General features: G+C 66.8%; 23 protein-coding genes. 12 read left to right on the top strand and 11 right to left on the bottom strand.

Annotated elements, in window-relative coordinates; translation table 11 throughout:
* Positions 1-108 precede the first annotated feature (108 nt).
* Positions 109-777 carry an O-methyltransferase gene (locus BMY29_RS06665; protein ID WP_049992022.1) on the top strand — a complete coding sequence of 223 codons (669 nt, stop codon included), beginning with the start codon at positions 109-111 and terminating at the stop codon, positions 775-777.
* Here BMY29_RS06665 and BMY29_RS06670 read toward each other — a convergent pair.
* The 3 genes from BMY29_RS06670 to BMY29_RS06680 all read right to left on the bottom strand — a co-directional run bounded on the left by BMY29_RS06670 (position 762) and on the right by BMY29_RS06680 (position 5,411).
* Complete coding sequence (locus BMY29_RS06670; RefSeq protein ID WP_049992021.1) at positions 762-1,217, bottom strand: hypothetical protein; 456 nt, start codon at positions 1,215-1,217, stop codon at positions 762-764. The two genes, BMY29_RS06665 and BMY29_RS06670, sit on opposite strands and share 16 nt — an antisense overlap.
* Before the next feature lie 78 nt (positions 1,218-1,295).
* Positions 1,296-4,838 carry a PAS domain S-box protein gene (locus BMY29_RS06675; RefSeq protein WP_049992020.1) on the bottom strand — a complete coding sequence of 1,181 codons (3,543 nt, stop codon included), beginning with the start codon at positions 4,836-4,838 and terminating at the stop codon, positions 1,296-1,298.
* A 120-nt stretch (positions 4,839-4,958) separates the two neighbouring features.
* Positions 4,959-5,411 carry a hypothetical protein gene (locus BMY29_RS06680; protein ID WP_049992019.1) on the bottom strand — a complete coding sequence of 151 codons (453 nt, stop codon included), beginning with the start codon at positions 5,409-5,411 and terminating at the stop codon, positions 4,959-4,961.
* A 138-nt stretch (positions 5,412-5,549) separates the two neighbouring features.
* Between BMY29_RS06680 and BMY29_RS06685 the strand changes: the two genes are divergently transcribed.
* Complete coding sequence (locus BMY29_RS06685; RefSeq protein ID WP_074854662.1) at positions 5,550-6,104, top strand: hypothetical protein; 555 nt, start codon at positions 5,550-5,552, stop codon at positions 6,102-6,104.
* Between the two features lie 54 nt (positions 6,105-6,158).
* On the opposite strand, the gene BMY29_RS06690 is transcribed toward BMY29_RS06685, so the two are convergent.
* Positions 6,159-6,983 carry a mechanosensitive ion channel family protein gene (locus BMY29_RS06690; protein ID WP_049988425.1) on the bottom strand — a complete coding sequence of 275 codons (825 nt, stop codon included), beginning with the start codon at positions 6,981-6,983 and terminating at the stop codon, positions 6,159-6,161.
* A 764-nt stretch (positions 6,984-7,747) separates the two neighbouring features.
* Between BMY29_RS06690 and BMY29_RS06700 the strand changes: the two genes are divergently transcribed.
* From BMY29_RS06700 to BMY29_RS06710, 3 genes are all read left to right on the top strand, one after another.
* Positions 7,748-8,518, top strand: a complete 771-nt coding sequence (locus tag BMY29_RS06700) for a creatininase family protein (RefSeq protein WP_049988427.1) — start codon at positions 7,748-7,750, stop codon at positions 8,516-8,518.
* A 110-nt stretch (positions 8,519-8,628) separates the two neighbouring features.
* Positions 8,629-9,054, top strand: a complete 426-nt coding sequence (gene nikR / locus BMY29_RS06705; RefSeq protein WP_049988428.1) for a nickel-responsive transcriptional regulator NikR — start codon at positions 8,629-8,631, stop codon at positions 9,052-9,054.
* Between the two features lie 83 nt (positions 9,055-9,137).
* Positions 9,138-9,515, top strand: coding sequence for a cupin domain-containing protein (locus tag BMY29_RS06710; protein WP_049988429.1), 378 nt, complete (start codon positions 9,138-9,140; stop codon positions 9,513-9,515).
* Between the two features lie 109 nt (positions 9,516-9,624).
* On the opposite strand, the gene BMY29_RS20980 is transcribed toward BMY29_RS06710, so the two are convergent.
* Positions 9,625-9,762, bottom strand: coding sequence for a hypothetical protein (locus BMY29_RS20980; RefSeq protein WP_173424855.1), 138 nt, complete (start codon positions 9,760-9,762; stop codon positions 9,625-9,627).
* Between BMY29_RS20980 and BMY29_RS06715 the strand changes: the two genes are divergently transcribed.
* Positions 9,713-10,093 (top strand): hypothetical protein, encoded by a 381-nt coding sequence (locus BMY29_RS06715; RefSeq protein WP_173424860.1) that lies wholly within the window; start codon positions 9,713-9,715, stop codon positions 10,091-10,093. The two genes, BMY29_RS20980 and BMY29_RS06715, sit on opposite strands and share 50 nt — an antisense overlap.
* Before the next feature lie 78 nt (positions 10,094-10,171).
* A complete protein-coding gene (locus tag BMY29_RS06720; protein WP_049988431.1) occupies positions 10,172-11,380 on the top strand; it encodes an acyl-CoA dehydrogenase family protein in 1,209 nt (402 codons plus the stop codon).
* A 283-nt stretch (positions 11,381-11,663) separates the two neighbouring features.
* On the opposite strand, the gene BMY29_RS06725 is transcribed toward BMY29_RS06720, so the two are convergent.
* A complete protein-coding gene (locus BMY29_RS06725; RefSeq protein ID WP_049988432.1) occupies positions 11,664-12,245 on the bottom strand; it encodes a HalX domain-containing protein in 582 nt (193 codons plus the stop codon).
* Between the two features lie 286 nt (positions 12,246-12,531).
* The gene (locus BMY29_RS06730) at positions 12,532-14,505 is read right to left on the bottom strand and encodes a 3-hydroxyacyl-CoA dehydrogenase/enoyl-CoA hydratase family protein (protein WP_049988433.1); all 1,974 of its coding nucleotides are present in this window, start codon (positions 14,503-14,505) and stop codon (positions 12,532-12,534) included.
* A gap of 115 nt (positions 14,506-14,620) precedes the next feature.
* Here BMY29_RS06730 and BMY29_RS06735 point away from each other — a divergent pair, with 115 nt between their 5' ends.
* On the top strand, positions 14,621-15,763 hold the full coding sequence (locus BMY29_RS06735; protein ID WP_049988434.1) for an acyl-CoA dehydrogenase family protein: 1,143 nt from the start codon (positions 14,621-14,623) through the stop codon (positions 15,761-15,763).
* Positions 15,764-15,817: 54 nt separating this feature from the next.
* On the opposite strand, the gene BMY29_RS06740 is transcribed toward BMY29_RS06735, so the two are convergent.
* Complete coding sequence (locus BMY29_RS06740; protein ID WP_049988435.1) at positions 15,818-16,366, bottom strand: hypothetical protein; 549 nt, start codon at positions 16,364-16,366, stop codon at positions 15,818-15,820.
* A 59-nt stretch (positions 16,367-16,425) separates the two neighbouring features.
* Here BMY29_RS06740 and BMY29_RS06745 point away from each other — a divergent pair, with 59 nt between their 5' ends.
* Positions 16,426-17,169: a helix-turn-helix domain-containing protein gene (locus BMY29_RS06745; protein WP_049988436.1), complete on the top strand. Its 744-nt coding sequence runs from the start codon at positions 16,426-16,428 to the stop codon at positions 17,167-17,169.
* Positions 17,170-17,292: 123 nt separating this feature from the next.
* Positions 17,293-19,872 (top strand): heavy metal translocating P-type ATPase, encoded by a 2,580-nt coding sequence (locus BMY29_RS06750; RefSeq protein WP_049988437.1) that lies wholly within the window; start codon positions 17,293-17,295, stop codon positions 19,870-19,872.
* A gap of 33 nt (positions 19,873-19,905) precedes the next feature.
* On the opposite strand, the gene BMY29_RS06755 is transcribed toward BMY29_RS06750, so the two are convergent.
* Positions 19,906-20,415 carry a metal-dependent hydrolase gene (locus BMY29_RS06755; protein ID WP_049988438.1) on the bottom strand — a complete coding sequence of 170 codons (510 nt, stop codon included), beginning with the start codon at positions 20,413-20,415 and terminating at the stop codon, positions 19,906-19,908.
* Positions 20,416-20,638: 223 nt separating this feature from the next.
* Here BMY29_RS06755 and BMY29_RS06760 point away from each other — a divergent pair, with 223 nt between their 5' ends.
* Positions 20,639-21,229: a DNA-3-methyladenine glycosylase family protein gene (locus tag BMY29_RS06760; RefSeq protein WP_049988439.1), complete on the top strand. Its 591-nt coding sequence runs from the start codon at positions 20,639-20,641 to the stop codon at positions 21,227-21,229.
* A 357-nt stretch (positions 21,230-21,586) separates the two neighbouring features.
* Entirely contained in the window at positions 21,587-22,912 is a 1,326-nt protein-coding gene (locus BMY29_RS06765) for a hypothetical protein (protein ID WP_049988440.1), read from the top strand.
* A 182-nt stretch (positions 22,913-23,094) separates the two neighbouring features.
* On the opposite strand, the gene katG is transcribed toward BMY29_RS06765, so the two are convergent.
* Both katG and BMY29_RS06775 read right to left on the bottom strand, forming a co-directional pair.
* Positions 23,095-25,272 (bottom strand): catalase/peroxidase HPI, encoded by a 2,178-nt coding sequence (gene katG, locus BMY29_RS06770; RefSeq protein WP_049988441.1) that lies wholly within the window; start codon positions 25,270-25,272, stop codon positions 23,095-23,097.
* 289 nt (positions 25,273-25,561) lie between these two features.
* Positions 25,562-26,926: a RimK family alpha-L-glutamate ligase gene (locus BMY29_RS06775; protein ID WP_049988442.1), complete on the bottom strand. Its 1,365-nt coding sequence runs from the start codon at positions 26,924-26,926 to the stop codon at positions 25,562-25,564.
* Positions 26,927-26,947: the final 21 nt, after the last annotated feature.

Below are 26,947 nucleotides of genomic sequence, written 5' to 3' on the forward strand. Positions count from 1 at the left end.
CGAGTCTCGTCTCTCGGACTCGCAGTTCCGAACTTGGACTCGGATTTGAGCCCGGCCCGGAATCGGAACTGGCCCTAGTCCTATAGGCTGGCGCGCGTATTTTCCCCTATGACCGACGTCCTCACCGACGAGATCGCGCGCTTCGTCCGCGCGGTCGGTCCGGACCCGGACGAGACCCTGATCGAGATGGACGAGTACGCCGCCGCGGAGGGGTTCCCCCACGTCGGCCCCGAAGTGGGCTCGTTCCTCCGCGTCGTCGCCAGGCTGGCCGACGCCGAGCGGGTCTTCGAGTTCGGCTCGGGGTACGGCTACTCGGCCTACTGGTTCGCCGAGGCGCTCCCCGAAGCCGGCGAGATCGTCCTCACGGAGGTCGACGAGGACGAACTCGACCTCGCCCGCGAGTACATGGCGGCGGGCGGCTACGACGGAATCGCGCGGTACGAACTCGGCGACGCGATGGCGACGATCGACCGCTACGACGGGCTGTTCGACGTGGTCCTGATCGATCATCAGAAGGAGCGCTACGCGGACGCGTTCGAGGCGGTTCGCGACGACGTGCCGGTCGGCGGCGTCGTCGTCGCCGACAACGCGATCACGGCCAGCGTCGTCGATTTCGAGGACTTACTCGAGTGGGCACAAGGCGGCTCGCCGGCCGATCCCAACGAGCACACGCGGGGCGTCATCGACTATCTCGAGACGGTCCGCGCCGATCCGGCCTTCGAGACGGTCGCCGTCCCGCTTGGCGAGGGGATCGCGGTGAGCTACCGCGTCGAGTAATCGGAGGCCTCGCCCTCGAGCATCTGCTCGTCGGGGCTTTCGGCCGGTGCTGGCGAGCCGTACTCCCGGAACCCGAGGAAGATCGTCGTCGCCGCGGCGGACAGCAGCGCCGCCCACGTCACCGCGGTGAGCGCGACGACCGTCGCCGCGGTCGGACCGGGCGCGACCGAGCTGACCGTTTCGAGGCCGACGGCGTGGGTCCCGGCGATTCCGAGGAAGGCCAGCCAGAGCCCGAGCGCCGTGCGAGCGAGCGATCGTCGGGAGATCGACTGCGCGTAGCGAGCGAGACAGTAGCTCCCGCCGACGGCCAACGCCGTCGCTCCGATAGTGAAACCGACCGTACCGGCGGCGTTCGCGACGCCGGCGACGGCGAAACAGGCGAGCGAGGCGGCGAGCAGGTATCGATCCGAACCGCGTGTTTCCGGAATCACGTCGTGCACCGCTTTGCCGGGTTGAGTAGGTGATCGGATATATAGTTGTTGGCTGGCTCTCGCAGCGCGAACTGTCTCGGGGCCTGGCTAGTCGGCCGCCGGCAGGGTGAACGAGAACGTCGCGCCCTCGCCCGGTTCGGAATCGACCCGGATCTCGCCGTCGTGGCGCTCGACGATGCGGCGACAGAGCGCGAGTCCGATGCCGGTCCCGTCGTACTCCTCGCGGCCGTGCAGGCGCTGGAACACCTCGAAGATGCGGTCCTGCTGATCCGGATCGATGCCGATGCCCTCGTCCGCGACCGAGAGCTTCCAGGTCCGTCCCTGTCGTTCGGCGGTGACGCGTACGTGCGGCGGGTCGTCGCCGCAGTACTCGATCGCGTTCGACAGCAGGTTCTGGAACACCTGGCGAAATTGGCTCGGGTCGCCTTCGACGCGCGGCAGGTCGTCGATCGTCAGTTCGGCGTCGGTCTCCTCGATCCGGAACTGGAGGTCCTCGCGGACGTCGGCAACGATGTCGTCGAGGTCGACCGGTTCGAACGGCTCGCCCTGCGTTTCGATGCGGGAGTACGCGAGCAGGCCGTCGATCATCTCGCGCATCCGGTCGGCGCCGTCGACGGCGTACTCGATGAACTCCTCGCCGTCGTCGTCGAGGTCGTCGGCGTAGCGGCTCTCGATCAGGGAGAGGTAGCTCGAGATCATTCGCAAGGGTTCCTGGAGGTCGTGAGAGGCCGCGTACGCGAACTGCTCTAAGCGCTCGTTCGATTCCTCGAGTCGCCGCTGGTACTCCGTTCGTTCGGTGATATCCTGAACGACGAGCATCCCCGCGCTAACCGCCTCCCCCGTGCGGATGGGGAGGGTGTGGGCGCGCAGCTCCCGATCGCAGTGGGTCACCTCGAAGGTGCGCTCCTCGCCGTCGATCGCGGCCCGGAAGTGGGGTTCGATCTCCGAGAGCAGGTCGTCGGAGTACCGCTCGTGAATCGTCTGCCCGAGCACCGCATCTCGTTCGACGTCGAGGTCGTCGAGCAACTGGCCGCCGGCCGCGGTGTACCGCAACTCGTCGTCGAACAGGGCGACGATTCCGTCCGGGAAGTTCTCGGCGAGCGTCCGGTAGCGCTGCTCGCTTTCCTCGAGCCGGCGCTGGCGCTCCCGACGCTCGGTAACGTCCCGGACGACGCCGATCCGCTCGCGTTCCCCGCCGGGCGTCGACAGGGTCGTGACGGTCGTCTCGACGGGGACGCGGTCGCCGCCGTTCGTCCGGAGCTCCGTTTCGACCGTCGACACGTCGGTCTGGTCGGTCGCGAGCTCCCGTGCGAGTTCCATCGCCTCCTCGTCGACGACCAGGGAGGCGTGCGCGCCGAGCAGCTCCTCGCGGTCGTAGCCGGTCAGATCCGCGTACGCCCGGTTGACCGTCGTGAACCGACCGTCCGCGTCGAGCGCGTAGATCCCGTCCTCGATGGTCTCGACGAGCGCCTCGTACTTCGCGAGCGCCCGCTCGCGCTCCTTGCGCTCGGTGACGTCGCGGAAGTACACCGACAGGCCGGTCTCGGAGGGGTACGCGGTGAACTCGAGCCAGGCGTCGAGCGAGGCGGCGTCCGTCTCGACGGTGACCCCCTCCTGAGTCTCCATCGCTTCGTGGAACGCCGCTCTGACCCGGCCGTCCGAATCGTCCTCGTAGACGTCCCAGAAGGAGCGGCCGAGCAGCTCCGTTTCGGACCGCTGCATGATCTCGGCGGCGCGGTCGTTGACGTGGGTGAACCGCCACTCGTCGTCGAGCGCGTAGAACGCGTCCGAGACGCGCCCGAGGATCTCGCTCAGTTCGGTCTCGAGTTCGTGCTTGCGCCGCTCGAGGCGGCGTTCGTGCTCCTTGAGCGCCGTGACGTCCTCGCCGGCGGAGATGACCCGTTCGAGGCCGCCGTCGGGACCGAACACCGGGACAGCGGTGATTGAGAACCAGGTCCGCTCTCCGTCCAAGCCCTCGATCGCGAGTTCCTCGCCGTACACGGGCTCGCCGGTCGCCCTGACGCGCGCCGAGGGACCGTCCTCGGGGTCGAGGGAGTCGCCGTCGGCGTCGACGACGTCCAGTTCGGCGAGCAGTTCGGTCTCGCCGAGGGGCTCGCGGTCGCCGAGGCCGAGCGACGACTGGGCGTGCCGGTTCGCCGAGACGGGCTCGCCGTCGGCGTTCTCGACCGAAATCGCGACCGGCGCGGTCTGGAGGAGCGCCTCGGTCTGTGTGCGCTCGCGTTCGAGGGTCCGCTCGTGGTGGAGGCGGTCGAACGTGGCTTCGAGGCTCGAGGCGACGATTCGGGCCAGCGAGCGATCCCCGTCGTCGAACGCGTTCCGCTCCTCGGAACCGATGAGGACGACGCCGTGGTCGCCAATCGGGAGGCAGATCTCGCTGCGGACCGGCGTGTCGGGGTTGTACACGTCCGCGGCGGTCGTCACGTCGTCGTAGATCACCGGCTCCCCGGAGTCGAAGACGCGCCAGGCGACTCCCTCGTCGGAGCCGAACGTCGGGATGTCGTCGAACAGGGCCGCGGCCGGCTCGGACCAGGCGACCGGCTCGAGCGCGTCCGTCTCGGGGTCGTGGAGGAAGACGCCGTTGATCTCGAGGTCCAAGATGTCCGTGAGGTGTCGGCAGGCCTGGTCGGCGACCGCCTCGCGGCTGCCGGTGGTGAGCCACTCGCGGACGGCCTCGTTCAGGCGGCGAAGCTGGTAGGCCCGGTGGTGCTGGTCGGTAACGTCGTAGTAGAGTTCGACGCGGCCGCCCGCGTAGGGGCCGGATTCGATCGGCTTGCTCCGGTGTTCGAGCCGCCGCTCCGCGCGGCCGTCGCCCGACGTGACGCGACACTCGAAGCGTTCGGCGCCGCTGTTGTCCTCGTAGGTCGCCGTGACGATATCGGCGAACCGGTCCGGCTCGGCGATCCGTTCGCCGATCGTTTCCTCTATCACCTGTCGATTGTCGCGGCCGACGACAGCCGTCCGATCGAGTCCGAAGTACCGCTCCGCGGCGTCGTTGATCCACGCGACGTCGAACGCGTCGTCGAGTACGAAGACGCCCACGTCGGCCTCCTCGAGCACTGCGGCGATGGATTCGAAGGAGGGCGTCGGCACCGCTTCTGGCTCCGCCTCCGCTCCTCCCGCTCTCTCCGATTCCGATTCGGTCGTCGGCCCCGATTCTCGGACGTCGAGATTTCGAACGATTCCGATCGACCCCCGTCGGCCGTCCGCGGTCGGGCCGGGGACGCGTTCGAGTCGCAGTTCGCAGGATCGATCGGTTCCGTTCGCCGTCCGAACCGTGCTCTCGATCGAGAGCGCGCCGACGCGGTCCGGGTGCGTCTCCGTTTCCGCATCCGACGCTGCGAGGCCGCGGCCGGCCGACGTGTCGGGCGCGAGCGCCTCGAGTGCGCCGTCTCCGACGAGCGCCGAAACGTGTTCGCCGCGGAGCGTCTCGCGGTCGTACCCCGTCGCCTCGAGGAGCGTCTCGTCGATCGCGACGACGCGGTCGTCGGCATCCAACTGGAAGACGCCGCCCGGAACGGTGTCGACGAGGGTTCGGAACCACCGGCGCGCGGCTCGCTCGTCGCCCACGCGCCAGGGCGTCGGCCCGGTCGACTCCGGCCGTTCAGTCATTGGGCGAAAAAGGGTGCTCGAACCCATAAGTCCAGCGTTGACCGTCCTCGTCGGCGTGGCGGCTCTTAACGGTCGCGACACCCGCCGTCGCCGGACCGACCGTCGGCGAGTTGCAGCCGATCAGTCGTCCGTTCCGTCCGTCAGAACCCGCTCTTCCGGCGTCGGTCGGCCGGGATGGATACCGTACCAGGCGAACCCGTAGAGGACGCTCATCGACGCGGCACAGAAGACGGTCGCGCCGGCGACGGCCTCGAGCGCGACGGCGGCGAGCGGCCCGGCGAGCGCATCGCCGACGGCCGCGGCGGCCTCGCTCTCGGGGGCCGCCACCAGCGCGTGCGGGAGGAAGGCCGCGACCGCGAGCAGCCACCAGCGCTTCGCGGTGCGTCGCAGTCGCGCGACCCCGTACTCGCGTGCGGTGCTCGTGACCCCGGCGACGCCGACCGTCACGAAGACGAGCGCGGGGACCAAGCGGAATGGAGAGTCAAATACGATATTACTTGCGACGCCGGCGGCGACGAGCGCGACGCCGCTGACCAGCGGGAGAATCGAGCGGAGCGACCCTGATCGAGACATGCTGCCGTCGGTAGCGGCGGATTGTACAAAACTCCCGCGGACCGCCGGCGCCGGCGGTCGACGGCTCGCGCCGGACGCGCGCTTCGGCGGACAACAAAAGATGGATTACCGGGGCCACCGAGTCGACCGTGAGAACGAATGGGGACACGCGATCGAGCGGAACGGGGGACGACCGCGGACGTTAGGGGGCGCATCTCGGAATCGGCGGCGTTCGTCGCCGACCGCGCGGCGCGCATCGCCTCGCGACTGCCCGGCCGCAGACTCGCGGCGGCCGGCCGCCGCTACTGGCAGCGACGGGTTCGGGAGCAGCCCGACCGGTACCAGGCGTCGATCACCTTTCCGACGGCGCCGGACCGCCCGACGGTCGCCGAGATCCACGACTGGATCGGTGACCTCGAGCGCGCGTTCGAGGGCCACCTCGACGTCTACGCCAGGCGCGGGAGCGTCGCGGTCGTTACGGATCCCGTTTCCGACGCACGATTCGACGCGGACGCGTTCGAGGCGGTCTGCGAGCGAATCGAAGACGGCTACGCCGGGACGCACGCGATCTCGCACATCGAAAAATGGCGGCGGATCGACGGGCGGCTCGTCAGAGCGCACGTAATCGTCCCCGTCAAGCCGCTCTTTCCGCACGCCGCGGCGGACGACGACGCGGCGCAGGATCGCTCGGCAAGCGGGATCGAGGCCGACTGAAGCGGCAGATCGTCCGTTCCGAGTCGAACGGAACGGGGCCACTTGCGAGTCGCTTCAGTCGTCGTCGCCTGGCCCAGGGCCCGGTTCCGAGCCCGGTTCGCGATCGGCACCGGCGCCCGGGGATTGGCCGCTCCCCGTGCGATCGCCGCTTCGAGAGCGGCCGCTGGTCTCGCCCTCGCTTGGCGCGACCTCGCTCGTCCGGCTCATCCAGCGGTCGATGTTCTCGGCGACGTAGTCCTTGCCGCCCCAGCCGAAGGCGACGCCGGCGCCGATGGCGATGGCCGCACCGAGCCCCCACGCGAGCGCTCGCGCGAACACGTAGAGGATGCCGACGTCGATTCCCATCGTGTCGAGACCGATGACGATCGCCGTAAAGTAGAGGAAGATCCGCGCGCCGTTGGCGAACCAACTGGTGTAGGCGGTCTCGGTCGCCGCCCTGGTTCGTTCGATGGCGTCGCCGATGAAGTCGGCGATGACGAACCCGAAGACGATGACCAACAGGCCGGCGACGAACGCCGGCAGGTACGAGACCGCGGTCGAGATCCACTGTGACAGCGTGGCGATCGCCAGCGCGTTCGCCGCGGCGAGGACCGCCAGGCCGTAGACGAACCACTTCGCGAGCTTGCCGAAGGCGTTCGAGACGGCTCGTTCAGTTCCGCCGAGTATGCGCCCCAGCGGCGTCTCGAGGACCATCCGGTCGAGTTCGACGCCGTCGGCGAGTCGGCGCACGACGCCGGCCGCGGCGCGGCCGATGATCCAGCCGATGAACAGGATCACCAGCGCGCCGATCAGCCGCGGGAGGAACGTGATGAGTTCCGCGACCGGGTCTTGCAGCCAGTCCGGGACCTGTGCTTGTTGAGCGGGGTATAATCGCACCATGTGCGCCGATACTCGTCCGCGTGCGCCCTTCGTAATTGAGTGGCTATCAATTATCCGTGAAACCAACTGTTCGCGACTGCGACGGGCGTCGCGATTGAAGTGTCTGTTACGGCGAATTGCGCGGCGACTGTACCGTGGCGGATCGATACGGGTCACGCACGGTTCGAGCGCCGAATCGCGATCGATCGCGGGCCGAATCTGTGCGCCGTCGAGCGATAAACGGATATTGCGGCTGACCCCAGATCGGGATCGGTTTCGCCCATCTCGCGACCGTAACTCGCATCCGCCACTGCCCGATCGAACGTGTCCAGTTTCATGCATAGCACGGGACCGGCGTCGCGGTGATCGAGACCGCGTCGAACGAGTGCGAACCGCTGATTGTTTCGTCGTGACGGAACTTAGCGATCCGCCGACCGCCCCGGTTCCAATTTCAGGCCAGATTGGGCGGAATAGTCGTCGAAGCGCCGATTTTCGGGGATAGAAATCGAATTTACCGATCGGGACGCCGTGATCGTGTCCGAATCAACGGTTCAGAACGCGACTCTCACCGTCGAAATCGGCCGTGAGATCCCGTATTCGGTAATAACTATTTACCACTGCCGCTGCAGTCGCGTCGACGGCAGCGTCGCTCAGTCGTCCGCTCGATATCGAGGACGATTTTTCGGCCCGGTCCGCCGCGAGCGCGGCCCCGTCGTCGGTCGTTCGTCGGTCGTACACCGTCGTTCTACGATACGCTATTGGTCGTCCGGCCACGACTGTGGGCCATGTATCTCGGCGACGAAGCCTGGCCGGATCTCGAGTCGTACTTCGAGTCGGAATCGATCGCGCTCGTCCCGCTGGGGTCGACGGAACAGCACGGGCCGCACCTGCCGGAGGCGACCGACCACCTGATCGCGGAGGCGTTCGCGCGGGCGGCCGCCGACCGGACCGGCTACCTCTGCACGCCGACGATCAACATCGGCGTCAGCGGTCACCACCGCCAGTTCCACGGGACGATGTGGGTTGATCCGCCGGAATTCCGGCAGTACGTGGAATCGATGACGCGCAACCTCACGTCCCACGGCATCGACCGCGTGATCTACGTCAACGCCCACGGCGGGAACGTACCCCATCTGCGGGAGGTCGGCGCGCGGCTCCGCCAGGCCGAGGTTGCCTACGCAATCGAGTGGATGTGGGACGAGTCGATCCCGGAGCTGGTCGACGACCTCTTCGAACAGAATGGGCCCCACGGGGGGCCGAAGGAAACGTCGATGATTCAGTACCTCGAGTCGGATCTGGTCCACGATGACCGGCTTCGGGAGGCCAAGGAGGGCGGCGTCCCGAGCGTCGACGCGGCCGGAACGGTCAGACACGGCTCGCGGACGTTCTACGACGCGGCGGACAACACGGACAACGGCGTATTGGGCGACCAGACGGACGCGACGGCCGAGAAGGGGCGACAGCTGTTCGAGGCGGCGAGCGACCAGCTCGTCTACCTGTGCGAGTGGCTCGCCGACCAGCCGTTCGAGGCCTTGCTCCCGAAGGAGCACGTCTGAGTTCCGTCGACCGCCGACGGCCGCGTTTCGAGCCGAAGCGGCCGGGCTCGAGATATCGACGGACGGTTTCGATGATAAACCTTAATAGATTGTGCCGGCCGAGTTATTATATGGCAGTCGTCAGCGTCTCGATGCCCGACGAACTCCTCGAACGGCTCGATCAGTTCGCCGAGGAGCACGGGTACACCGGTCGGAGCGAAGTCGTCAGGGAAGCCTCGCGCAACCTTCTCGGGGAATTCGAGGACACCAGGCTCGAGGACCGGGACCTGATGGGAATCGTCACGGTGCTGTTCGACTACGAGACCACGAGCGTCGAGGAGCGGATGATGCACCTGCGCCACGAACACGAGGACCTGGTCGCCTCGAACTTCCACAGTCACGTCGGTGACCACTATTGCATGGAACTGTTCGTGCTTGAGGGCGAACTCGAGGATATCTCGACGTTTGTCGGGAAGATCCGGGCGACCAAGGACGCGCTGACCGTCGACTACTCCGTCATCCCGGTCGATAGCTTCGATCCGCTCGCTCAGGGTTGAGGTGACAGGTTTCGTACTAGAATCGCACTCGGAGACGGAAACGGAACGCGTAGTTTTACTGGTAGCCCGACCAATGTGGACGCATGTCTTACCGGAAGGTCAACTACGAAGCCGTCGATCAGGTCTCGAGCGCGATGCACTTTCTCAGCGACCCGCTCGAAACGGAGCAGGTCGGGGTGACGGTCGCCCGCTGCGACCCGGGGTGGAAGAGCAAGCCCCACGACCACACCGACAACGACCACGAGGAGGTCTACGTCCTCATCGAGGGCGAGGCGACGGTCATCGTCGACGACGAACCGGTCGCGATGGAGACCGGCGACGCGCTGTGGCTCCCGCCCGAATCGACGCGTCAGATCCGTAACGGCGACCGCGAGAGCGCGTTCGTCCTCGTCAGCGCCCCCAGTATCGGCGACGAGGACGGCGACGACGGCGAGTGGTTGCTCTCGGGCTTCGCAGGATAGTCGCGGCTCGGAGCGCCCCGTCGTCGACGCGGACCGCGGAACTCGGCCCGAAAATCGGCGGGACGATTTAGTGACCCCGCGTCGTCGTCCTCGATAGGTGAGTCGCGATTTACTCGAAACACCACGCAGCCGCGTCGCTCGTCGTCGCCGCCGCGCTCGCGTATCTCCTTCCGCCGGTCACGCTCGGCGGCGATCCGATCCCCGACGCGGCCGTCGTCGCCTCCGGCACCGCGGTCGGCGTCTTCATCGACCTCGATCACTTCCTCATCGCCCGCTTCAAGACCGGGACCTGGGACGCCGCCCGGTTCTGCCTGGCCAACCCGCGCGCGACAGTCGCCGATCAAGGAGAAATCTTCGAGCCTGGCGACGTCGGCGTCCTCTCGCGACTGTTGAGCCACGTCGTGATCGCCGGGATCGTGGTTCCGGCGCTCACGCTGGTCAGCATCCCGCTCGCGATCGTGACTGGGGCCGTGCTCTACGCCCACCTGCTGGCCGACCTCGTCTGGGACATTTACCTGCTCGAGGACCACGCGAATGCGGCGGTCTCGATCGACGACCTCGTACAGACGCTTCGGTAGGGAGCGGCTGCCCGGTTCCCGGTCCCTGGCGCACCTCCCTCCCTCGGTTATTTCCACCGCGCAGCCGTGTGAGAGACCATGGAACTGCTCGACGACAGCATCGTCCCGGAGCACGCACGCGACGTCAAACACGAGGCCCGCGAGTTCGCTCGCGAACACATCGAACCGAACGCTCAGGAGTACTTCCAGTCGGGCGAGTACCCCGAGGAGATTCTCGCGGCGGGCCAGGACGCGAATCTGGTGGCTCAGGACATCCCCGAGGAGTGGGGCGGGCGAGGGCTGGACCTGGCGCAGTTGCTGGCGCTCACGGAGGAGTTCTACCGCGCCGACGCGGGAATCGCCCTCACCCTGCAACTGGCGAGTTTCGGCTGCGAAATCACGTACGAGTACGGCTCCGACGAGCAGTGCGAGGAGTACATCCGCCCGGTCGCCGAGGGCGAGCAACGATCCGGCTTGGCGGTCTCGGAGCCGGAGACGGGCAGCGACCTGGCGGGGATGCAGACCCGCGCGGAGAAGGACGGCGACGAGTGGGTGATCAACGGCGAGAAGTACTGGATCGGCAACGGCGTCGAGGCCGACTGGATCACCCTCTACGCGCGGACCGGCGACGTTCGAAAGACCTCTGGTCTTTCGAGCCAATCAGAATCTGAAACCGATTCTGATGACGACGAGGACAACCGCTACGGCAACCACTCGATGTTCATCGTGCCGACCGATACCGAGGGGTACGAGGCCGAACACATCCCCGAGAAGATGGCGATGCGCGCCTCGAAGCAGGCCCACATCGAGTTCGACGACTGCCGGATTCCCGAGGAGAACCTGATCGGTCAGGAGGGTGCCGGCTTCTGGATGCTCGCGGACTTCTTCAACCACGGTCGCGTGGCCGTCGCCGGCCACGGGCTCGGCATCGCCGCGGCCGCCATCGAGGAGGCCTGGGAATTCACCCACGATCGCGAGGAGTTCGGCCGGACGATCAGCGACTTCCAGGCGGTGCAACACGGCCTGGCCGACATGCTCCTCGAGTTTGAGAGCGCCCGGACGCTCACCTGGCGCGCACAAGAGAACGTCCAGTCCGACGACGACGCGGGCTACTGGGCGGCCATGGCGAAGACGAAGGCGACCGAGGCGGCCGTCGACGTCTCGGAGCAGGCCATGCAGTTCCACGGCGGTCGCTCGATCCTAGACGAGCGCCGGATCGCCCGCGTCTTCCGCGACGCGCGGATCCCGGTCATCTACGAGGGAGCGAACGAGATCCAGCGCAACCTGATCTACGGCCAGGCGCCCTGAGCCGACGGCCGACGCCGCGTCGCTCGAGCGCCGCTGCCGTCACTCGTTACCCGTCATCGCGAGGGCGTTGCGGTCGGTTCTCCGACGGGTGCGGTCTCGACGTCTCGGTCTCGGCCACGCGTTCGACGTAGGTTCACGCGACGGCGAAGTAGAATCGGGACGGGAATCGGATCGAACCGAGGCCGGCGGTGAGGCAGTAGAGAGGTCGCTGCCGAATACGCCTGGTCGTCGCGAGCGAACGTGAGGGCGGTGACGAGGTCGAGGGACGGATTCGGTTCGCCGGTCAGTTCTCGGACTGGAGGTCTTGGAAGGCGCCGACGAAGTCGTCGTGGGTCGTCATGCCGGAGACGGTCTCGTCGGTCCGCTGCTCGAGGTCGTCGACGCGCTCGCACAGCGTCCGATACTCCTCGTTGTCGGCGAGTTCGTGGTCGGCCTTCTCGGACTCGAGGAGCGCCTTCTTCGAGACGAGCGCGTAGTACTCCCGGAGGTCGGACTCGTAGTCCGACCGGCCGGCGACGTCGTCGACCGTCTCGACGAGTTCGTCCTTCGAGACCGGCTTGACGAGGTAGTCGTCGAAGCCCATCTCGATGATATCGAAATCCGGATCGACCGCAGTCACCATGATGACGCGGGACTCACACCCCGCATCGCGGATTCGCTCGAGGACTTCGTCACCGGACAGGCCGGGCATTCGCCGATCCAGCAGGACGACCTCGACGGACTCGGCCATCGCTTCGAGCGCCGCTTCTCCGTCGTAGGCCGTCTCGACTACCCAGTCGTCTCGCAACCAGGTGGCGAACAGATCCGCCAGGCGCGCCTCGTCGTCGATGACGAGGATCTCGGGCGCCTCGCCCCCGTCACTCATTTGGAACCTCTCCGTTCGCGTCATCGATTACAGCCACGGCTCCCCAATAGTACCTCTCCATGATAAATCTCGCGACCATATATCACGTGTTTCTCATATAGGGTCGCTCGAACGCGCCGGTTCGTTCGGTTATTCATAGTGTCTATACACGCCTCGTCTCCTCGTTTTCCGCTGACCCAGTGACGCACTCTCGAAAAATAACAGTTGGACGAGTACTGTTCGCGGAGCGGGAAAGTGGGCGACCTTCGCGCTCCCGGGCCCCGGCCGATCGTCCGTCAGTCCGGTCTCACTTGCCTTCGAAGTCCGGCTCCTCGTCGCCCATGAAGGCCGTAATGCCCTCCATCAGGTCGTCAGTGGCCATCAGATGTCCGAACGCGGAGGCCTCGTACTCGAGGCCGGACTCGGTGTCGTCGCGGCCGGCGAGCATCGCGCGCTTGGTGAACTTCTGGGCGATCGGCGGTCCGCCGGCCAGGTCGGTCGCCAACTCGAGCGCGCGGTCCTCGAGTTCGTCGTTGTCGACGACGTCGTTGACGAAGCCGTACTCCGCCATCGTTTCGGCGTCGAAGCGGTCGGCGGTGAGGATGATCTCCTTCGCACGGCCCTCGCCGACGATGTGCTTGAGCCGCTGGGTGCCGCCCCAGCCGGGGATGAGCCCGAGGTTCAGTTCGGGCTGGCCGAACTCGGAGCGTTCGCTGGCGACGCGCAGGTCGGCGCAGGTCGCCAGCTCCATCCCGCCGCCGAGACAGAAGCCGTCGATTCCGGCGACGACGGGCAGGTCGCAGGCCTCCAATTTACCGAAGACGGCCTGGCCCTGCCGCGAGAGCTCTTGGCCCTCGATGGGGTCGGCGCCGCTGCCGGCCATGCTCTGGACGTCCGCACCTGCGGAGAAGGCCTTCTCGCCCTCGCCGGTGAGACAGATCGCGCGGACCTCGTCGTCGGCTTCGAGCTGCTCGATGGCCGCGGACAGTTCCTCGAGCAGGTCGTCGCTGATGGTGTTCATCCGGTGCGGTCGGTCGAGGACGACGTGCCCAACCATGTCGCCGGGGTACTCGATTCGGATCGTCTCGAAGTCGACGGCCTCGCCGCCTTCGTCGCGCTCGTAGAACCCGCCCTCGTCGGCGCGCTCGGCGAGGTAATCCGCGGGCGCGTACCGCTCGTGGCCGGTCTCCTCGTACGCGTCTTCGAGGGTCTCGTGGAGGGCCGCCAGGCCGTACTCGTCGACGAGTTTGACCGGGCCGTCGGGGAAGCCGGCGCCGAGCTGGACGGCCTCGTCGATCGACTCCGGCGGCGCGACGTCGCCGCCGATCAGCTTGGCTGCTTCGTTGGCTATCGTCGCGAGCAGCCGCTCCTTGACGAACTCGGACTGTTCGTCGGTCGGGATCTGGACGCCCTCGCCGTCCTCGTAGTCGTAGAAGCCCTTCCCGGTCTTCTTGCCGAGCTCCTCGTTCTCGACTTTCTCCTCGAGCAGCGGCGCCGGCTCGTAGGCCTCGCCCAGCACCTCGTACATGTAGTCGAGGACGTGGTAGCTGACGTCGTTGCCGACCTGGTCGCCGAGTTCGAAGCTGCCCATCGGCAGGCCCATGTCGTACTTGGTCGTCGAGTCGACCTCGGCGACGGTCGCCTGGTCCTCGCTGACCAGCCAGCAGGCCTCGTTCATCAGGGGGACGAGGATGCGGTTGACGATGAAGCCGGGGGAGTCCTTGTGGACCCGGACCGGCGACTTCCCGAAGTCCTCGGCGAGGGCCTCGGTGAGTTCGAGGGTCTCCTCGGCGGTCTCGGCGCCGGAGATGACCTCGACCAGCTGCATCCGGACCGGCGGGTTGAAGAAGTGCATCCCGCAGAAGCGCTCGGGCCGTTCCGTAACCTCGGCGAGTTCGGTGATCGAGAGGCTCGAGGTGTTCGTCGCGAAGACCGCGTGGTCGGGCGCAGACGCCTCGAGTTCGGCGTAGACGTCCTTCTTGATCTCCATCTGCTCGGGGACGGCCTCGATGACGAAGTCAGCGTCGGCGACGGCCTCCTCCATGTCGACCAGCGGCGTCACCCGTTCGAGGGCGGCCTCGGCCTCGTCTTCGGTGAGCCGGTCGTTCTCCGCGAGCTTGTTCAGCGACCACTCGATTCCCTCGTAGCCGTTCTGGACGAACTCCTCTTTGATGTCCCGCATGTTCACGTCGTAGCCGGCCATCGCGGCGACCTCCGCGATGCCGTGACCCATGTTACCCGCGCCCAGAACTGCAACGGTGTTGATATCCTCCAGTTCCATGGTCGAGAATCCAATGTGAACCCGTTTCAACGTTTCCCTCTCCCGAATTAGAAACTGTATTTCCGTTTACTCCCGGTTACAAAGGACTTTATCGGTCGGAAAGTAACGATCGTCCATGGAATTCGGGCTCTCCGAAGAACAGCAGCAGATCCGCGACGAAGTCTGCCGGTTCGCCGAGAACGAGATCGTTCCCAACGCCGAGGAGTACGACACCGAGGAGAAGTTCCCTCACGAGATCGTCGACGAAGCCGCCGAGATGGGCCTGGTCGGCTCCTCGATTCCGATCGAGTACGGCGGGGCCGGCTACTCGACGCTCGAGTCGGCGATCATCGCCGAGGAACTGTTCTCACACGATCCGGGCATCGCGCTCTCGATCATGGCCTGTTCGTTCGGGACCGAGGCCATCCGCGAGTTCGGGACCGACGACCAGAAAGAGCGGTTCCTAGAGCCCGTCGCGATGGGCGAGAAGATCTCCGGTGCCGCGATTTCGGAGCCGGACACCGGCTCGGACGTCTCCTCGGTCTCGACCCGCGCGGAGAAGGACGGCGACGAGTGGGTGATCAACGGCAACAAGATGTGGATCACCAACGGCACCGTCGGCGACTTCTTCGTCGTCCTCTGTAAGACCGATCCCGACGCCGAGAGCCGCTACGACGGCTTCAGCCAGATCATCGTCGAATCCGACCGCGACGGCTTCTCGTCGGAGAAGATCACCGGGAAACTGGGAATTCGGGCCTCCGACACCGCCGAACTCATCTTCGACGACGTCCGCGTCCCCGAGGAGAACCTCGTCGGCGATCGGGACGCCGCCTTCCTCCAGCAGATGCAGTTCTTCGACGCCACCCGAACCGGCGTCGCCGCGCAGGGACTCGGCATCGCGAAGGGCGCGCTCGAGGCCGCCCTCGAGTACGCCCAGGACCGCGAGCAGTTCGGCAAGTCCATCTCGGAGTTCCAGGCCATTCAGCACAAGCTCGCCGACATGGCGACCCAGACCGAGGCCGCGCGCAACCTGACCTACAAGGCCGCCTGGAACGTCGATCAGGGCAACGACATCACGAAGCTCGCCTCGATGGCCAAGGAGTACGCCTCCCGCGTGGCCGTCGAGGTCTCCAACGAGGCCGTCCAGATCCACGGCGGGGCCGGCTACGTCAACGACTTCCCCGTCGAGCGGTTCTACCGCGACTCGAAGATCACCCAGATCTACGAGGGTACCACGGAGATTCAGAAGAACGTCATCGCGCGCGAACTACTCGAATAGGAACCGTCGGACGACGGGAGCGGACTGCCGGCTTGCGACGGTGACGCTCGGCGGTTATCCGTCGCTGTCACTATCGGTGTCTCCATCGTCGGAATCCGAATCGGTATCGCCGTCGTCGCTGTCCGAATCGGTGTCACCATCATCGCTATCCGAGTCGGTATCGCCGTCGTCGGAGTCAGTGTCTGTATCGCCGTCGTCGCTATCTGTATCCGTATCCGTATCGCCGTCAGCGATTCGGTCGGCAGTACCGTTCGACGCCGATCGAACGGCCTGGCGATCGCGAGATCGACCCCTGTCGCGCTGCCGACTCCGTTCCGTTCGAGCCTCGTCTCGACCCGCGGCTCCGCGACGTCCGGCGTCGGCGTCGACTTCGGTTTCGGTCTCGGTCTCGAGCACGCGGCCGGGTGCGAACGTGTACAGTGCGACCGGCGGCGCGACGTACGACCCGATCGCAAGCACCGCGAACAGAGGGTCGACGAACACGAGGATGCCGAAGATGGCAAGCGCCGCTGTCGCGGCCGCGTGGAGCGGCGTGTGCGTGTACTCGAGGTAGAACGCCCAGAGTCCCCTGAGCCGGTCCGCCGCTGGCACTGGCCCCGCCATGGTGGCTCGTACGCGGGGCAGCGAGAAACCATTTGTCGCGCCGGCACCTCACAGTAGGTATGCGAGAGTTCGTTTTCGCCCTCGAGTACGACCCCGGGACAAACCCGGTCGCGGACGCCCTCGAGGCCCACGCGGACACGACAGTGCGGTCGCTGTCGTGTCACGTCACGCCGGAGAGCCTCTGGCGGGTCGATCACGCGACCGGCTCCGAAGCGGGGCTCGAAGCCCTCGAAGCGGCGTACCGCGAACCGGCCTTCTGTGCGGACTGTCTCGTCCGCGACGACTGCGGGGCCGACTGCGAGACCCAGCTTCTCGATCGCTCCGCCGCCGAGCTCGTCGTCTACACCTACTGGAACCGGACGGACGTCTGCACGTCGGTCCCCCACCTGGCGCTCGAGTACCTCGGCGAGGGGCTGCTGTTCGAGACCTACCGGGAGGGGCGGCGCTACCGCTGGCGGATCGTCCTCGGGAGCGACGCGCCAATCCACGACTTCTTCGACGCGCTGGGCGACGAGGTCGGCGAGTGTGCCGGGATGGAGATGCTGCGTCTGACCGATCTGAACCCCGACCGCGGTCGCGCCGACTCGAGCGAGTCGCTTCCGTCGGAACAGCAGGAGGCGCTTCGGGCGGCCGTCGAACGCGGCTACTACGAGACGCCGCGTCGGACCGATCTCTCCGAACTCGCCGACGAACTGGACGTGCCGCGCTCGACCCTCTCCTATCGGCTCCGGCGCGCGGAGGCCGCGCTCGCGACCGCCTACGTCGACGAGGAGTCGCTCGAGACGCTCGCGGCCGGCCGCTGATCCCCGCGAGAAGCGGCTCACCGGTCCACTTTCGATTCGATGAGCGCCGTTCGGCCCCATCCGACGAGCGAGTTGGCGTACGCCGAATAACCCCTATCGGCCGCGGGCGAGTACTGACCGATAATGAGTGAATCGACGCCGCCGACGCCGCCCGACGCGGATTCGGACGTACCTACGACTGAGACTCGAACCCTCGAGCTCCGCGTCCCGGAGATGGACTGTCCCTCCTGCGCCGGAAAGGTGACCAACAGCGTCGAGCGTCTCGCGGGAATCGACGCCCTCGACGCGCGCGCGACCAGCGGTCGGCTCGTCGTCGAGTACGACCCGACGCAGACGAGCGACCAGGCGATCCGCGAGCGAGTCCGCGCGGCCGGCTACGGGATCGATTCCGGCGACGCGGAGCTCACGCTGTCGGTCCCCGACATGGACTGCGCCTCGTGTGCCACCAAGGTCGAGAACGCGCTTTCGGGCACCGAGGGGGTTCGTGAGATCGAGACCAGGCCGACGTCGGGACGCGTGACGGTGACGGTCGAAGCGGGGACCGACCCCGAGATGGTCACCGACGCGATCGGGGCCGCGGGCTACGACGCGACGCCGATCGGCGGGAGCGGCGAGCCGATCGGTGACGGCGATCCCATCTGGAAGAGCCGACGCGCGGGGATCACGGGGATCGGCGCCGTCGTCGTGGCGGTCGGCCTGGTCCTCGAGTTCGTCGCCTCGGGGGCGAACCCGACGCTGTTCGAGATCGCCGGCCGGAGTTACGAGGTCTCGACGGTGCTGTTCGTCGCGACCGCGGTCGTCGCCGGGGTGCCGATCTTCCGGAACGGCTACTACTCCGCGCGCAACCGGAGCCTCGACATCGACTTCCTGATGAGCGTCGGGATCGTCGCCGCGGTCGCGGCCCACCACCCCTTCGAGGGGGCGACCCTGGCGGTCCTCTTCAGCATCGCCGAGTTGCTCGAACAGTTCTCGATGGATCGCGCGCGGGACTCCCTGCGAGAGCTGATGGAGCTCTCGCCGGACACGGCCACTGTCAAGCGCGACGACGGCACCGAGGAGACCGTCCCCGCCGACGACCTCGACGTCGGCGACGTCGTCGCCGTCCGACCGGGCGAGAAGATCCCGGCCGACGGGATCGTTATCGAAGGCGAGAGCGCGGTCGACCAGTCGCCGATCACGGGCGAGAGCGTCCCCGAGGACAAGACCGCTGGCGACGATGTCTTCGCCGGTACCATCGCCGAATCCGGCTATCTGGAGGTCGAGGTCGAACGCGCCGCGGGCGACTCGACGCTCGCCCGAATCGTTCGCCTGGTCGAGGACGCCGAGCGCGAGCGGACGAACCGCGAGCAGTTCGTCGACCGGTTCGCGAGCGTCTACACGCCGATCGTCGTCACGCTGGCGATCGCGGTCGCCGCGGGGCCGCCGCTGCTGGTCGGCGCGTCGTGGAGCACCTGGTTCCTGCGCGGGCTGACACTGCTGGTGATCGCCTGTCCCTGCGCGTTCGTCATCTCGACGCCGGTCAGCGTCGTCTCGGGGATCACCAGCGCGGCGCGCAACGGCGTGTTGATCAAGGGCGGGCGCCACCTCGAGGCGGTCGCCGAGAGCGACGTCCTCGCGATAGACAAGACCGGCACGCTCACCGCGGGCGACCTGTCCGTCACCGACGTCATCCCGCTCGAGGGCGCCGACGAAGCCGACGTACTGCGCCGCGCGAGCGCGGCCGAACGCCGGAGCGAACACCCGATCGGTCGGGCCGTCGTCGACTACGCCGCCGAGCGCGGGGTCGAGCCCGACGATCCGGACGTCTCGGACTTCGAGACCCTGACGGGGAAGGGCGTCCGCGCCAAAATCGACGGGACGACCCACTACGTCGGCAAGCCCGATCTCTTCGCGGGCCTGGCGAACCTCGAACACGTTCACGCCACGACCGACGGCGGGACGGTCCTCGAGTCGGTCGACGGCGACGACCGACCGGGTTGCGAGCGCGGGGACTGTCTCGACCTGCGCGAGATCGTTCCGCGGCTCGAGGCCGAGGGTAAGACCGTCGTGATCGTCGGGACCGAGGACGGGCCGCTGGGCGTCGTCGGCGTCGCCGACCACGTCCGGCCCGAGGCCGAGTGGGCCGTCTCGCGACTGCAAGACGCGGGCGTCCGGCCGGTAATGCTGACCGGCGACAACGAGGGCACCGCCCGCGCGATCGCCGAGGCGGTCGGCATCGACGAGTACCACGCCGAACTGCTGCCCGACGAGAAACTCGACTGGATAGAGCGACTCGGGGGAGCGGACGCCGACGAGAACGAGGGCAAGGGCGCCCGCGTCGCCATGGTCGGCGACGGCATCAACGATGCGCCCGCGCTCGCGACGGCCGACGTCGGAATCGCCATGGGCGCGGCGGGGACCGATACGGCCCTCGAGACGGCCGACGTCGCGCTCATGGGCGACGACCTCTCCCGCCTCCCCTACCTCTACCGGCTCTCGAGCGCGGCCAACGGCGTCATCCGGCAGAACATCTGGGCGAGCCTGACCGTGAAGGCGATTCTGGCCGCCGGCGCGCCGTTTGGCATCGTGACGGTGATCCACGCGGTCGTCATCGGCGACATGGGGATGAGCCTCGGCGTCACCGGCAACGCGATGCGACTCGCGAGCGTCGAGCCCGAAACGCCCGGCGAGGACAACGGCGAGCGCGCGAGCGCCGAGCACTGACGACCGCGGCTACGGGTGCGTCCGCGCTCGCGTTCATCCCGACTCGATACCGGGCCGGCCGTCGACCCACCAGAGCGCGACGCCGGCGGCGAAAACGATCGCTTCGAGCCACAGCGTCGTGATCTCGACGCCGCTGACGGCGGCCAGCGATTTCGTCCCGGCGTACGGCGCCATTGGCGTCAGCGGCCACAGGATGAAGCCGAGTTCGCGGTAGTCGCCCGCGAGGACGTGCCAGGGAACGTCGGCCGCGAGGTGCGAGCCGAGCCCGATCGCGAACGCGACGCCCAGCGATCGCCGGTCGCGAGCGGCCGCGTACCACCAGGCGACGGCGAGCAGCGGGCCCGCGACCAGCAGGGTGTGACCGACCGTCCGGCCGACGTCGGCCAGGCCGGCGAGCCAGATCGGTTTGTCGATCAGATCGGGCAGGAGCGCGCCGACGAGCGCCGCGGCGGTCGGGGTATCGGCGGGACGGCCGCGACGGCGTAGCCGGACGGACGCCGCGTAACAGAGGTAGCCGACGGCGAGGTGGACGATCGGCTGCATTCCGGATCCGGTCGGTCGTACGGTACGGCGGGCGAAAATAGTCGTCCCGACCGCGGTCGCTAATCCGCGGCCTGTCTCAGGTGACGAAGACCGACGCTTGCAGCGGGAGTCCCGTGTCGTTCGCCGTCCGTCGCCGACGCCTGGCCGAACGCACCCGCGCGAGCGCAGAGTCGTCGCCGACCGAGATACATATCCGCGCCTGGACCCTGATGATAGCACCCGAATGCTGGACGACGCGCACTCCGTACTGCGAGAAGACGCCGTGATGGCGGAGTTAATCGACCGACACGACCCGTACGTCGAACGAGACTGGGACGAATTCGAACGGCTCTGCATCTCGATTATCAATCAGCAACTCTCGACCGCATCGGCGATGGCCGTCCGAGAGCGAGTGTTCGAACTGTTCCGTGACGAGGTCACTCCCGAGGCCGTGTTAGAAGCGGAAGACGAAGCGCTCCTCGCGGCCGGACTGTCCCGGAGTAAGGTCGAGTATATGCGTAACGCCGCCCGTTCGTTCCGGAAGAACGATTTCACGCGAGACGGCCTGGCCGACCACTCCAACGAGGAGGTGACCGATGCCCTCACCGACATCAAGGGCATCGGACCGTGGACGGCACGTATGTTCCTCTTATTCGTGCTCGAAAGACCGGACGTGTTACCGCTCGGAGACCTCGCGATCCGCCGGGCAATCGAGGCACTCTACGGCGACGGTGAAGAGATGACTCGCGCCGAGATGCGGGAGGTCGCCGAGCCGTGGCGTCCGTACCGGAGCGTTGCCACTCGGTATCTCTGGGCCGAGTACGAGTCCGAGTAGGGGTACTCTCTCGATCGGTCGACCCGCGTAGATCCTCTCAGAGGCGGCTTTCTGTCGTCACGACGGCGGATTCGGGGTCAGCTATCGTCGATGATGGGTGGGGTCGAGCGGGCAACACCTACTGCTCGTCAATGAGCGGCGCGTACCGGTCCCGTGGCGGTTCACCGACCGTCGCGCAGCACGAGTAATCGCGTACTGTCGCGACTCGTGCGAGCGAAACTGTCCGTCACCGAGGAGATAACAGGGAGTTACGCCCCCGAAAATGCAGGCCGCGAGCAAGGGGGCGAGAAACGGAAAACTGTCCCGCGAGACGGCCCCGCCGACTCAAGTGCGAACCGGTCTCGAGGCCTAGTGACAATGGCGAACGAGACACCTCCCACCGACCCCGACGCGCCCGATCAGCGACGGATGACGACCGATCCCGAACGCATTAGAGAGTGGGCCGAGGCCCGCGACGCCGTGCCGGTCTCGATCCGCGGCGGCGGCAGCGGCGAGGGGCCGACCCACTCGTTCGCACGCCGCGACGAGATCAGCGAGGATCACGAGGAGTACACCTGGGACGAGTTCGTCGACCGGTTCCGTGACGAGGATCTGGTCTTTGTCTACCACGAGGAGGACGAACCGAGCGGCGAGGACCTGGGCTTCTTCGAGATGGTCGAGCGCGACCAGGCCTTCGACCGGGCCGATCTCGGCCGCGACGAACTCGAGGACGCGCTCCGGCGCGGCGAGACGGTGACGACGGAAGTCGTCGAGACGCAGGTGGTCGAGACCGAAATCGTCGAGCGGGACACGATCGAGAGCGAGGTAATCGACACGGAGTTAGCTGAACGCGAGGTTGTCGATTCCGAACTGCTGAGCCGCGACGTCGTCGAGACGGAGTTCGTCGCCGACGACCGGCTCGAGGTGACCGTCGACGAGACGCGCCTAGACACGATCGAGGAGATCGAACGCTACATCGTCGAGAGCCGCGTCGTCGACGTCGACATCGAACAGGACGAGGCGATCGAGAGCGACGAGATCGAGACGGACATCGAACTCGAGAGCGTCCAGCGCTCGATCCTCGAGAGCGACGTCGTCCGCTCGGAGGTGACGACCGACGAGGTGCTCGACCGGGAGGTCATCCAGAGCCAGCGCACCGAAGGCGACGCCGTTCGGAGCGAACTCATCGAGCGGCGGATCGTCGAGGAAGAACTGAGCGATCGGTTGCGGATGACCTACCTCCTCGAGGAGTCCGAACTGATCGAATCCGAGCTCATCGGCAGCGACGTGATCGAGGGCGAGATCATCGACGCCGACGAGTACGGAGCCGCCGAGAGCAGCGAGATGGGTGCCGAAGCGACCGGTGCCGGCGACGACGCGATGGCGGACGCCGACGTCGGAACCGAACCCGGCGCCGGTGCCGGGGCCGAGACCGGCACCGAAGCGACCGGCGAGGCGGGCGCGTCGGCGATCGAACTCTCGCGGGACGATCAGGGGAAGGCCGTCCTCGACGAATCGGGCCAGCAGATCGGTATGGTCGCCGAGATCGAGGGGCAGACGGCCTACATCGATCCGGAGCCGGGGCTGACGGATCGGCTCAAAGCGCGCCTCGATTGGGGCGGCCACGGCGACGACGACTATCCGGTCGACGCCTCACAGATCAAAGAGATCACGGACGACGAGGTCGTCGTCCGCAGCGAGTAACGCGAGCGCGGATCGGAGTCGAATCCGAGCGGAGTCCATGCTCGAACGGACGTCGCAAACGGGTGTCCGGTCGGGCGAGTAGCCGACCGGGCGATAAAACGGTCCCAGCGAAAGCGATCGGCGTTCGGGGACGGACTATCCGACCGATACCGACGCCGGTGCCGGCGAGGGCGACCGCTCGATTACTCGAGGTCGAAGCGATCGAGCTTCATCACTTTACTCCACGTTTCCACGAAGTCCTGCACGAATTTCTCCTCCGCGTCGTCGGATCCGTAGACGTCCGCGATGGCTCGAAGCCGGGCGTTCGAACCGAAGACGAGATCCACGCGGGTCCCCGCCCACTCGACTTCGCCCGTTTCGCGGTCGCGCAACTCGTAAATGTCCTGGGCATCGGAGGGCGCTTCCCACTCCATGATGTCCTGGGACTCCGAGGACGCTTCCCACTCGTAGTCCATGTCGAGCAGGTTCACGAAGAAATCGTTGGTCAGCGTCTCCGGCTGGTCGGTGAAGACGCCGAGCTCGGACCCCTGATAGTTCGCGTTCAACGCGCGCATGCCGCCGACCAGAACCGTCATCTCGTCGGCCGTCAGATCCAGCAGGTCGGCCTTGTCCACCAGCAGCTCCTCCGCCGACCGGTCGTGGTTGTCTCCGAGGTAGTTACGGAACCCGTCGGCTTCCGGTTCGAGCGCCTCGAAGGACTCGACGTCGGTTTGTTCCTGCGAGGCGTCGGTGCGGCCCGGTTCGAACGGAACTTCCACGTCGTACCCGGCGTCCGCCGCAGCCTTCTCGACGGCTGCGGAGCCGCCCAGAACGATCAGGTCGGCCAGCGAGACCCTCGTTCCGTCGGATCGCGAGCTGTTGAACTCCTCCTGAATCTCTTCGAGAGTCGAAAGAACCGCCTCCAGCTGCTCGGGCTCGTTGACCTCCCAGTTCTTCTGCGGTTCGAGGCGGATGCGGGCCCCGTTAGCTCCACCGCGCTTGTCACTGTCGCGGTACGTCGATGCCGACGCCCAGGCGGTCTTGACCAGCTGAGAGATGGACAGTTCCGACTCGAGGATCTCCGCTTTGAGCTGGTCAATTGCGTCGTCCCCGATGAGTTCGTAGTCGACGTCGGGGATAGGGTCCTGCCACAGCATCTCCTCGTCCGGAACCTCCGGGCCGAGGAACCGGGACGGCGGGCCCATGTCACGGTGGATCAGCTTGTACCACGCCTTCGCGAAGGCCTCCTGGAACTCGTCCGGGTTCTCCTGGAAGCGCTCGATGATCTCCCGATAGTCCGGATCGCGCTTCAGGGCGACGTCCGTCGTCAGCATCATGGGGGTTTCCTTCTCCGACGGATCGTGAGCGCCCGGCACGGTGTTCCGAAGGTCCTCGTCCTTCGGCGTCCACTGCCACGCGCCGCCGGGGCCCTTCTCCGGCTCCCACTCGCAGTCGAGCAGGTTGTTGATATACCCCATGTCCCACTGGGTCGGCGTGGAATTCCATGGGCCTTCTATCCCACTGGTGATTGCGTCGCTCCCTTTGCCGGAGCCGTGGCTGCTCTCCCAGCCGAGGCCCTGTTGGTCGATGGGGGCCGCTTCGGGCTCGGGACCGGCGTGCTCGTCGGGGTCGTCGGCGCCGTGGACCTTCCCGAACGTGTGTCCGCCGGCGATGAGCGCGGCCGTTTCCTCGTCGTTCATCGCCATCCGACCGAACGACTCTCGAATGTTTTCCGCGGACCCCTCCGGATCCGGCTCACCGTCCGGCCCCTCCGGGTTCACGTAGATGAGCCCCATCACGGTGGCGGCGAGGGGGTTCTCGAGTTCCCCGTCGTCGCCGAAGCGATCGGACGCTTCCCACTCGGTTTCGGGCCCCCAGTCGACGGCCTCGTCGGGCTCGAACTCGTCCTCGCGCCCGCCGGCGAAGCCGTACGTCTCGAATCCCATCGACTCGAGGGCGCAGTTCCCGGCCAGAACTATCAGGTCGGCCCACGAGAGTTTGCGGCCGTACTTCTGCTTGACCGGCGAGAGCAGCCGGCGCGCCTTGTCGAGGTTCGCGTTGTCGGGCCAACTGTTGAGGGGCGCAAAGCGCTGCGTACCGCCGGACGCGCCGCCGCGGCCGTCGGTGGTGCGGTACGTGCCGGCGCTGTGCCACGCCATCCGAATGAACAGCGGCCCGTAGTGGCCGTAGTCGGCGGGCCACCAGTCCTGCGACGTCGTCATCAGGTCTTTGATGTCCGCCTTCACCTCTTCGAGGTCGAGTTTCTGGAATTCCTCGGCGTACTCGAAGTCCTCGTCCATCGGTCCGGCTTCGCGGGCGTTTTGGTCGAGAACCTTCAAGTTCAACCGATTCGGCCACCAGTCGTGATTGTTTTCTTTCATTGTCGGGCCCCCTCCGGGAGCTCGTCGTTCGCATCGCGTTTCGGATCCTCGTCTAACATGGATTCTCTCTACGAATGTAAGATTGGATTCGAGAATAATAGGTGTACCGATCGCAACTTCCAGTTAACGATTTGCCCATATTGTTTCCGATACTGAAAACCGGTCCCACTGATACCGCTATCGACCGCCGCTCGAGCGAACCCTTTCCCGCGCAGTCATCGACCGTTCCGCCCCCATCGATGCCGGCAGGACGAGAAAAACCGCAACCGCGGACCGCTCGAGCAACTACTCATTCGTCCGTCGCTTCTTCGGACTCCTCTTCCTCTTCCGGCGTGTCCGAGGTGTCGCTGTCGACCCGACGGCTGACGTCGACCTGGTAGTTCCCGAGAATATCGCGCCCGAGTAAGACGGGGTAATCCATGTGGCTGCGGTCCTCGACGCTCGCCGTGACGGTGTGTTGGTTGCCGCCGACGCCGACCACGACGTCCACAACGGGCCGGCTCCTGGACTGCTTGCTGCTTCCCGACCGAATGCGGGTGATCGACTTGATCGGGCCGGCACCGATGTCAGCGGCCAGGCTCGTGTCGATGCTGGTCCGGGTCGCGCCCGTGTCGGACTTGGCGACCACCGACGTCGAACCGCTGGTCCCCGAAAGAACGATCTCCTCGGTGTAGCCGATCACCGCCGGCTCCACGTCCTGTGCCACCGCCTCGTGGGGCTGGGCCGTCGGCCGAGAGTCGTCGAGGACGTTCGCGAGGTCCTCGACGCGCTCGTCGTCGACCTCGCCGCCGGCGCGGTCGATCGCCAGGCGGGCGATGTAGGGCGCGGGGCTGACCTGGGTCGCCTGGTAGAGACCCTTGAACCCTGCTGTCGGGTTGACTTCGAGGACGAACCAGCCCTCGTCGCCCTCGACGAGGTCGACGCCGGCGTAGTCGAGGCCGATGACGTCGGTTGCCCGGCGGGCCATGTCGGCGGCCTCCTCGGGGAGGTCGTCGGTCGCGTTCTCGACGGAGCCGCCAAGCGCGACGTTGGTCCGCCAGTCGTTGTCCGGCGCGTAGCGGTACATCGCGCCGACGATCTCGTCGCCGACGACGTAGACGCGCAGATCGCGGTTGCGGACGTTCTCCTGGCTGACGAGTTCCTGGAGGAAGGCGTACCGGTTGCCCACCTTCGCGTTGACGGGGTCGTCGGGGCCGACCTTCCAAGTCCCGCCGCCGTGGGTCCCGATCGCGGTCTTGTAGACGGCCTCGTCGCCGTATCGCTCCCGGACGGCGTTTAACTGGTCGCCGCTGAGCGCGAGCGTGACGTCGGGGACCCGGACGTCGTTCGACGCGAGCGCCGTCGCCGTCGAGAGCTTGTGGATGGCCGTCATCACCGCGCTCGGTTCGTTGAGCGTCGGCACGAGCCGCGAGAACGCGTTTACGAGCCCGAGCTCCTCGGCCGGCTGTTCGGTGTTCGACAACAGCATTCGGTTCGCGAGCACGTCGACCGACGGCTCGAGGACGGCGCTGCCGTCGTTGACGCTGATCGACGTGTTCTCGGTCCGGAGCCACTCGGTGTCGTGGCCGAGGTCTTCGACGGCGTTGAGGATCGCTTTCGTTTCCTTGCTCGTGTGAAGGCTCAGCACCCCGACGGTAACGGGATCGGCGGCCATACGGACTAGACATCGAGCCGT

It is taken from the genome of Natrinema salifodinae, assembly GCF_900110455.1.
Taxonomy (GTDB): Archaea; Halobacteriota; Halobacteria; order Halobacteriales; family Natrialbaceae; genus Natrinema; species Natrinema salifodinae.

Coding starts and splice junctions, on each gene's coding strand:
- BMY29_RS06745 (WP_049988436.1), top strand. CDS start 16,426: ATGCGAGAGTTCGTTTTCGCCCTCGAGTACGACCCCGGGACAAACCCG.
- BMY29_RS06725 (WP_049988432.1), bottom strand. CDS start 12,245: ATGAGTGACGGGGGCGAGGCGCCCGAGATCCTCGTCATCGACGACGAG.
- BMY29_RS20980 (WP_173424855.1), bottom strand. CDS start 9,762: ATGAAGACGCCGACCGCGGTGCCGGAGGCGACGACGGCCGCGTCGGGG.
- nikR (WP_049988428.1), top strand. CDS start 8,629: ATGGCAGTCGTCAGCGTCTCGATGCCCGACGAACTCCTCGAACGGCTC.
- BMY29_RS06740 (WP_049988435.1), bottom strand. CDS start 16,366: ATGGCGGGGCCAGTGCCAGCGGCGGACCGGCTCAGGGGACTCTGGGCG.
- BMY29_RS06775 (WP_049988442.1), bottom strand. CDS start 26,926: ATGGCCGCCGATCCCGTTACCGTCGGGGTGCTGAGCCTTCACACGAGC.
- BMY29_RS06730 (WP_049988433.1), bottom strand. CDS start 14,505: ATGGAACTGGAGGATATCAACACCGTTGCAGTTCTGGGCGCGGGTAAC.
- BMY29_RS06720 (WP_049988431.1), top strand. CDS start 10,172: ATGGAACTGCTCGACGACAGCATCGTCCCGGAGCACGCACGCGACGTC.
- BMY29_RS06685 (WP_074854662.1), top strand. CDS start 5,550: ATGGGGACACGCGATCGAGCGGAACGGGGGACGACCGCGGACGTTAGG.
- BMY29_RS06700 (WP_049988427.1), top strand. CDS start 7,748: ATGTATCTCGGCGACGAAGCCTGGCCGGATCTCGAGTCGTACTTCGAG.
- BMY29_RS06680 (WP_049992019.1), bottom strand. CDS start 5,411: ATGTCTCGATCAGGGTCGCTCCGCTCGATTCTCCCGCTGGTCAGCGGC.
- BMY29_RS06765 (WP_049988440.1), top strand. CDS start 21,587: ATGGCGAACGAGACACCTCCCACCGACCCCGACGCGCCCGATCAGCGA.
- BMY29_RS06675 (WP_049992020.1), bottom strand. CDS start 4,838: ATGACTGAACGGCCGGAGTCGACCGGGCCGACGCCCTGGCGCGTGGGC.
- BMY29_RS06760 (WP_049988439.1), top strand. CDS start 20,639: ATGCTGGACGACGCGCACTCCGTACTGCGAGAAGACGCCGTGATGGCG.
- BMY29_RS06665 (WP_049992022.1), top strand. CDS start 109: ATGACCGACGTCCTCACCGACGAGATCGCGCGCTTCGTCCGCGCGGTC.
- BMY29_RS06755 (WP_049988438.1), bottom strand. CDS start 20,415: ATGCAGCCGATCGTCCACCTCGCCGTCGGCTACCTCTGTTACGCGGCG.
- katG (WP_049988441.1), bottom strand. CDS start 25,272: ATGAAAGAAAACAATCACGACTGGTGGCCGAATCGGTTGAACTTGAAG.
- BMY29_RS06690 (WP_049988425.1), bottom strand. CDS start 6,983: ATGGTGCGATTATACCCCGCTCAACAAGCACAGGTCCCGGACTGGCTG.
- BMY29_RS06710 (WP_049988429.1), top strand. CDS start 9,138: ATGTCTTACCGGAAGGTCAACTACGAAGCCGTCGATCAGGTCTCGAGC.
- BMY29_RS06750 (WP_049988437.1), top strand. CDS start 17,293: ATGAGTGAATCGACGCCGCCGACGCCGCCCGACGCGGATTCGGACGTA.
- BMY29_RS06735 (WP_049988434.1), top strand. CDS start 14,621: ATGGAATTCGGGCTCTCCGAAGAACAGCAGCAGATCCGCGACGAAGTC.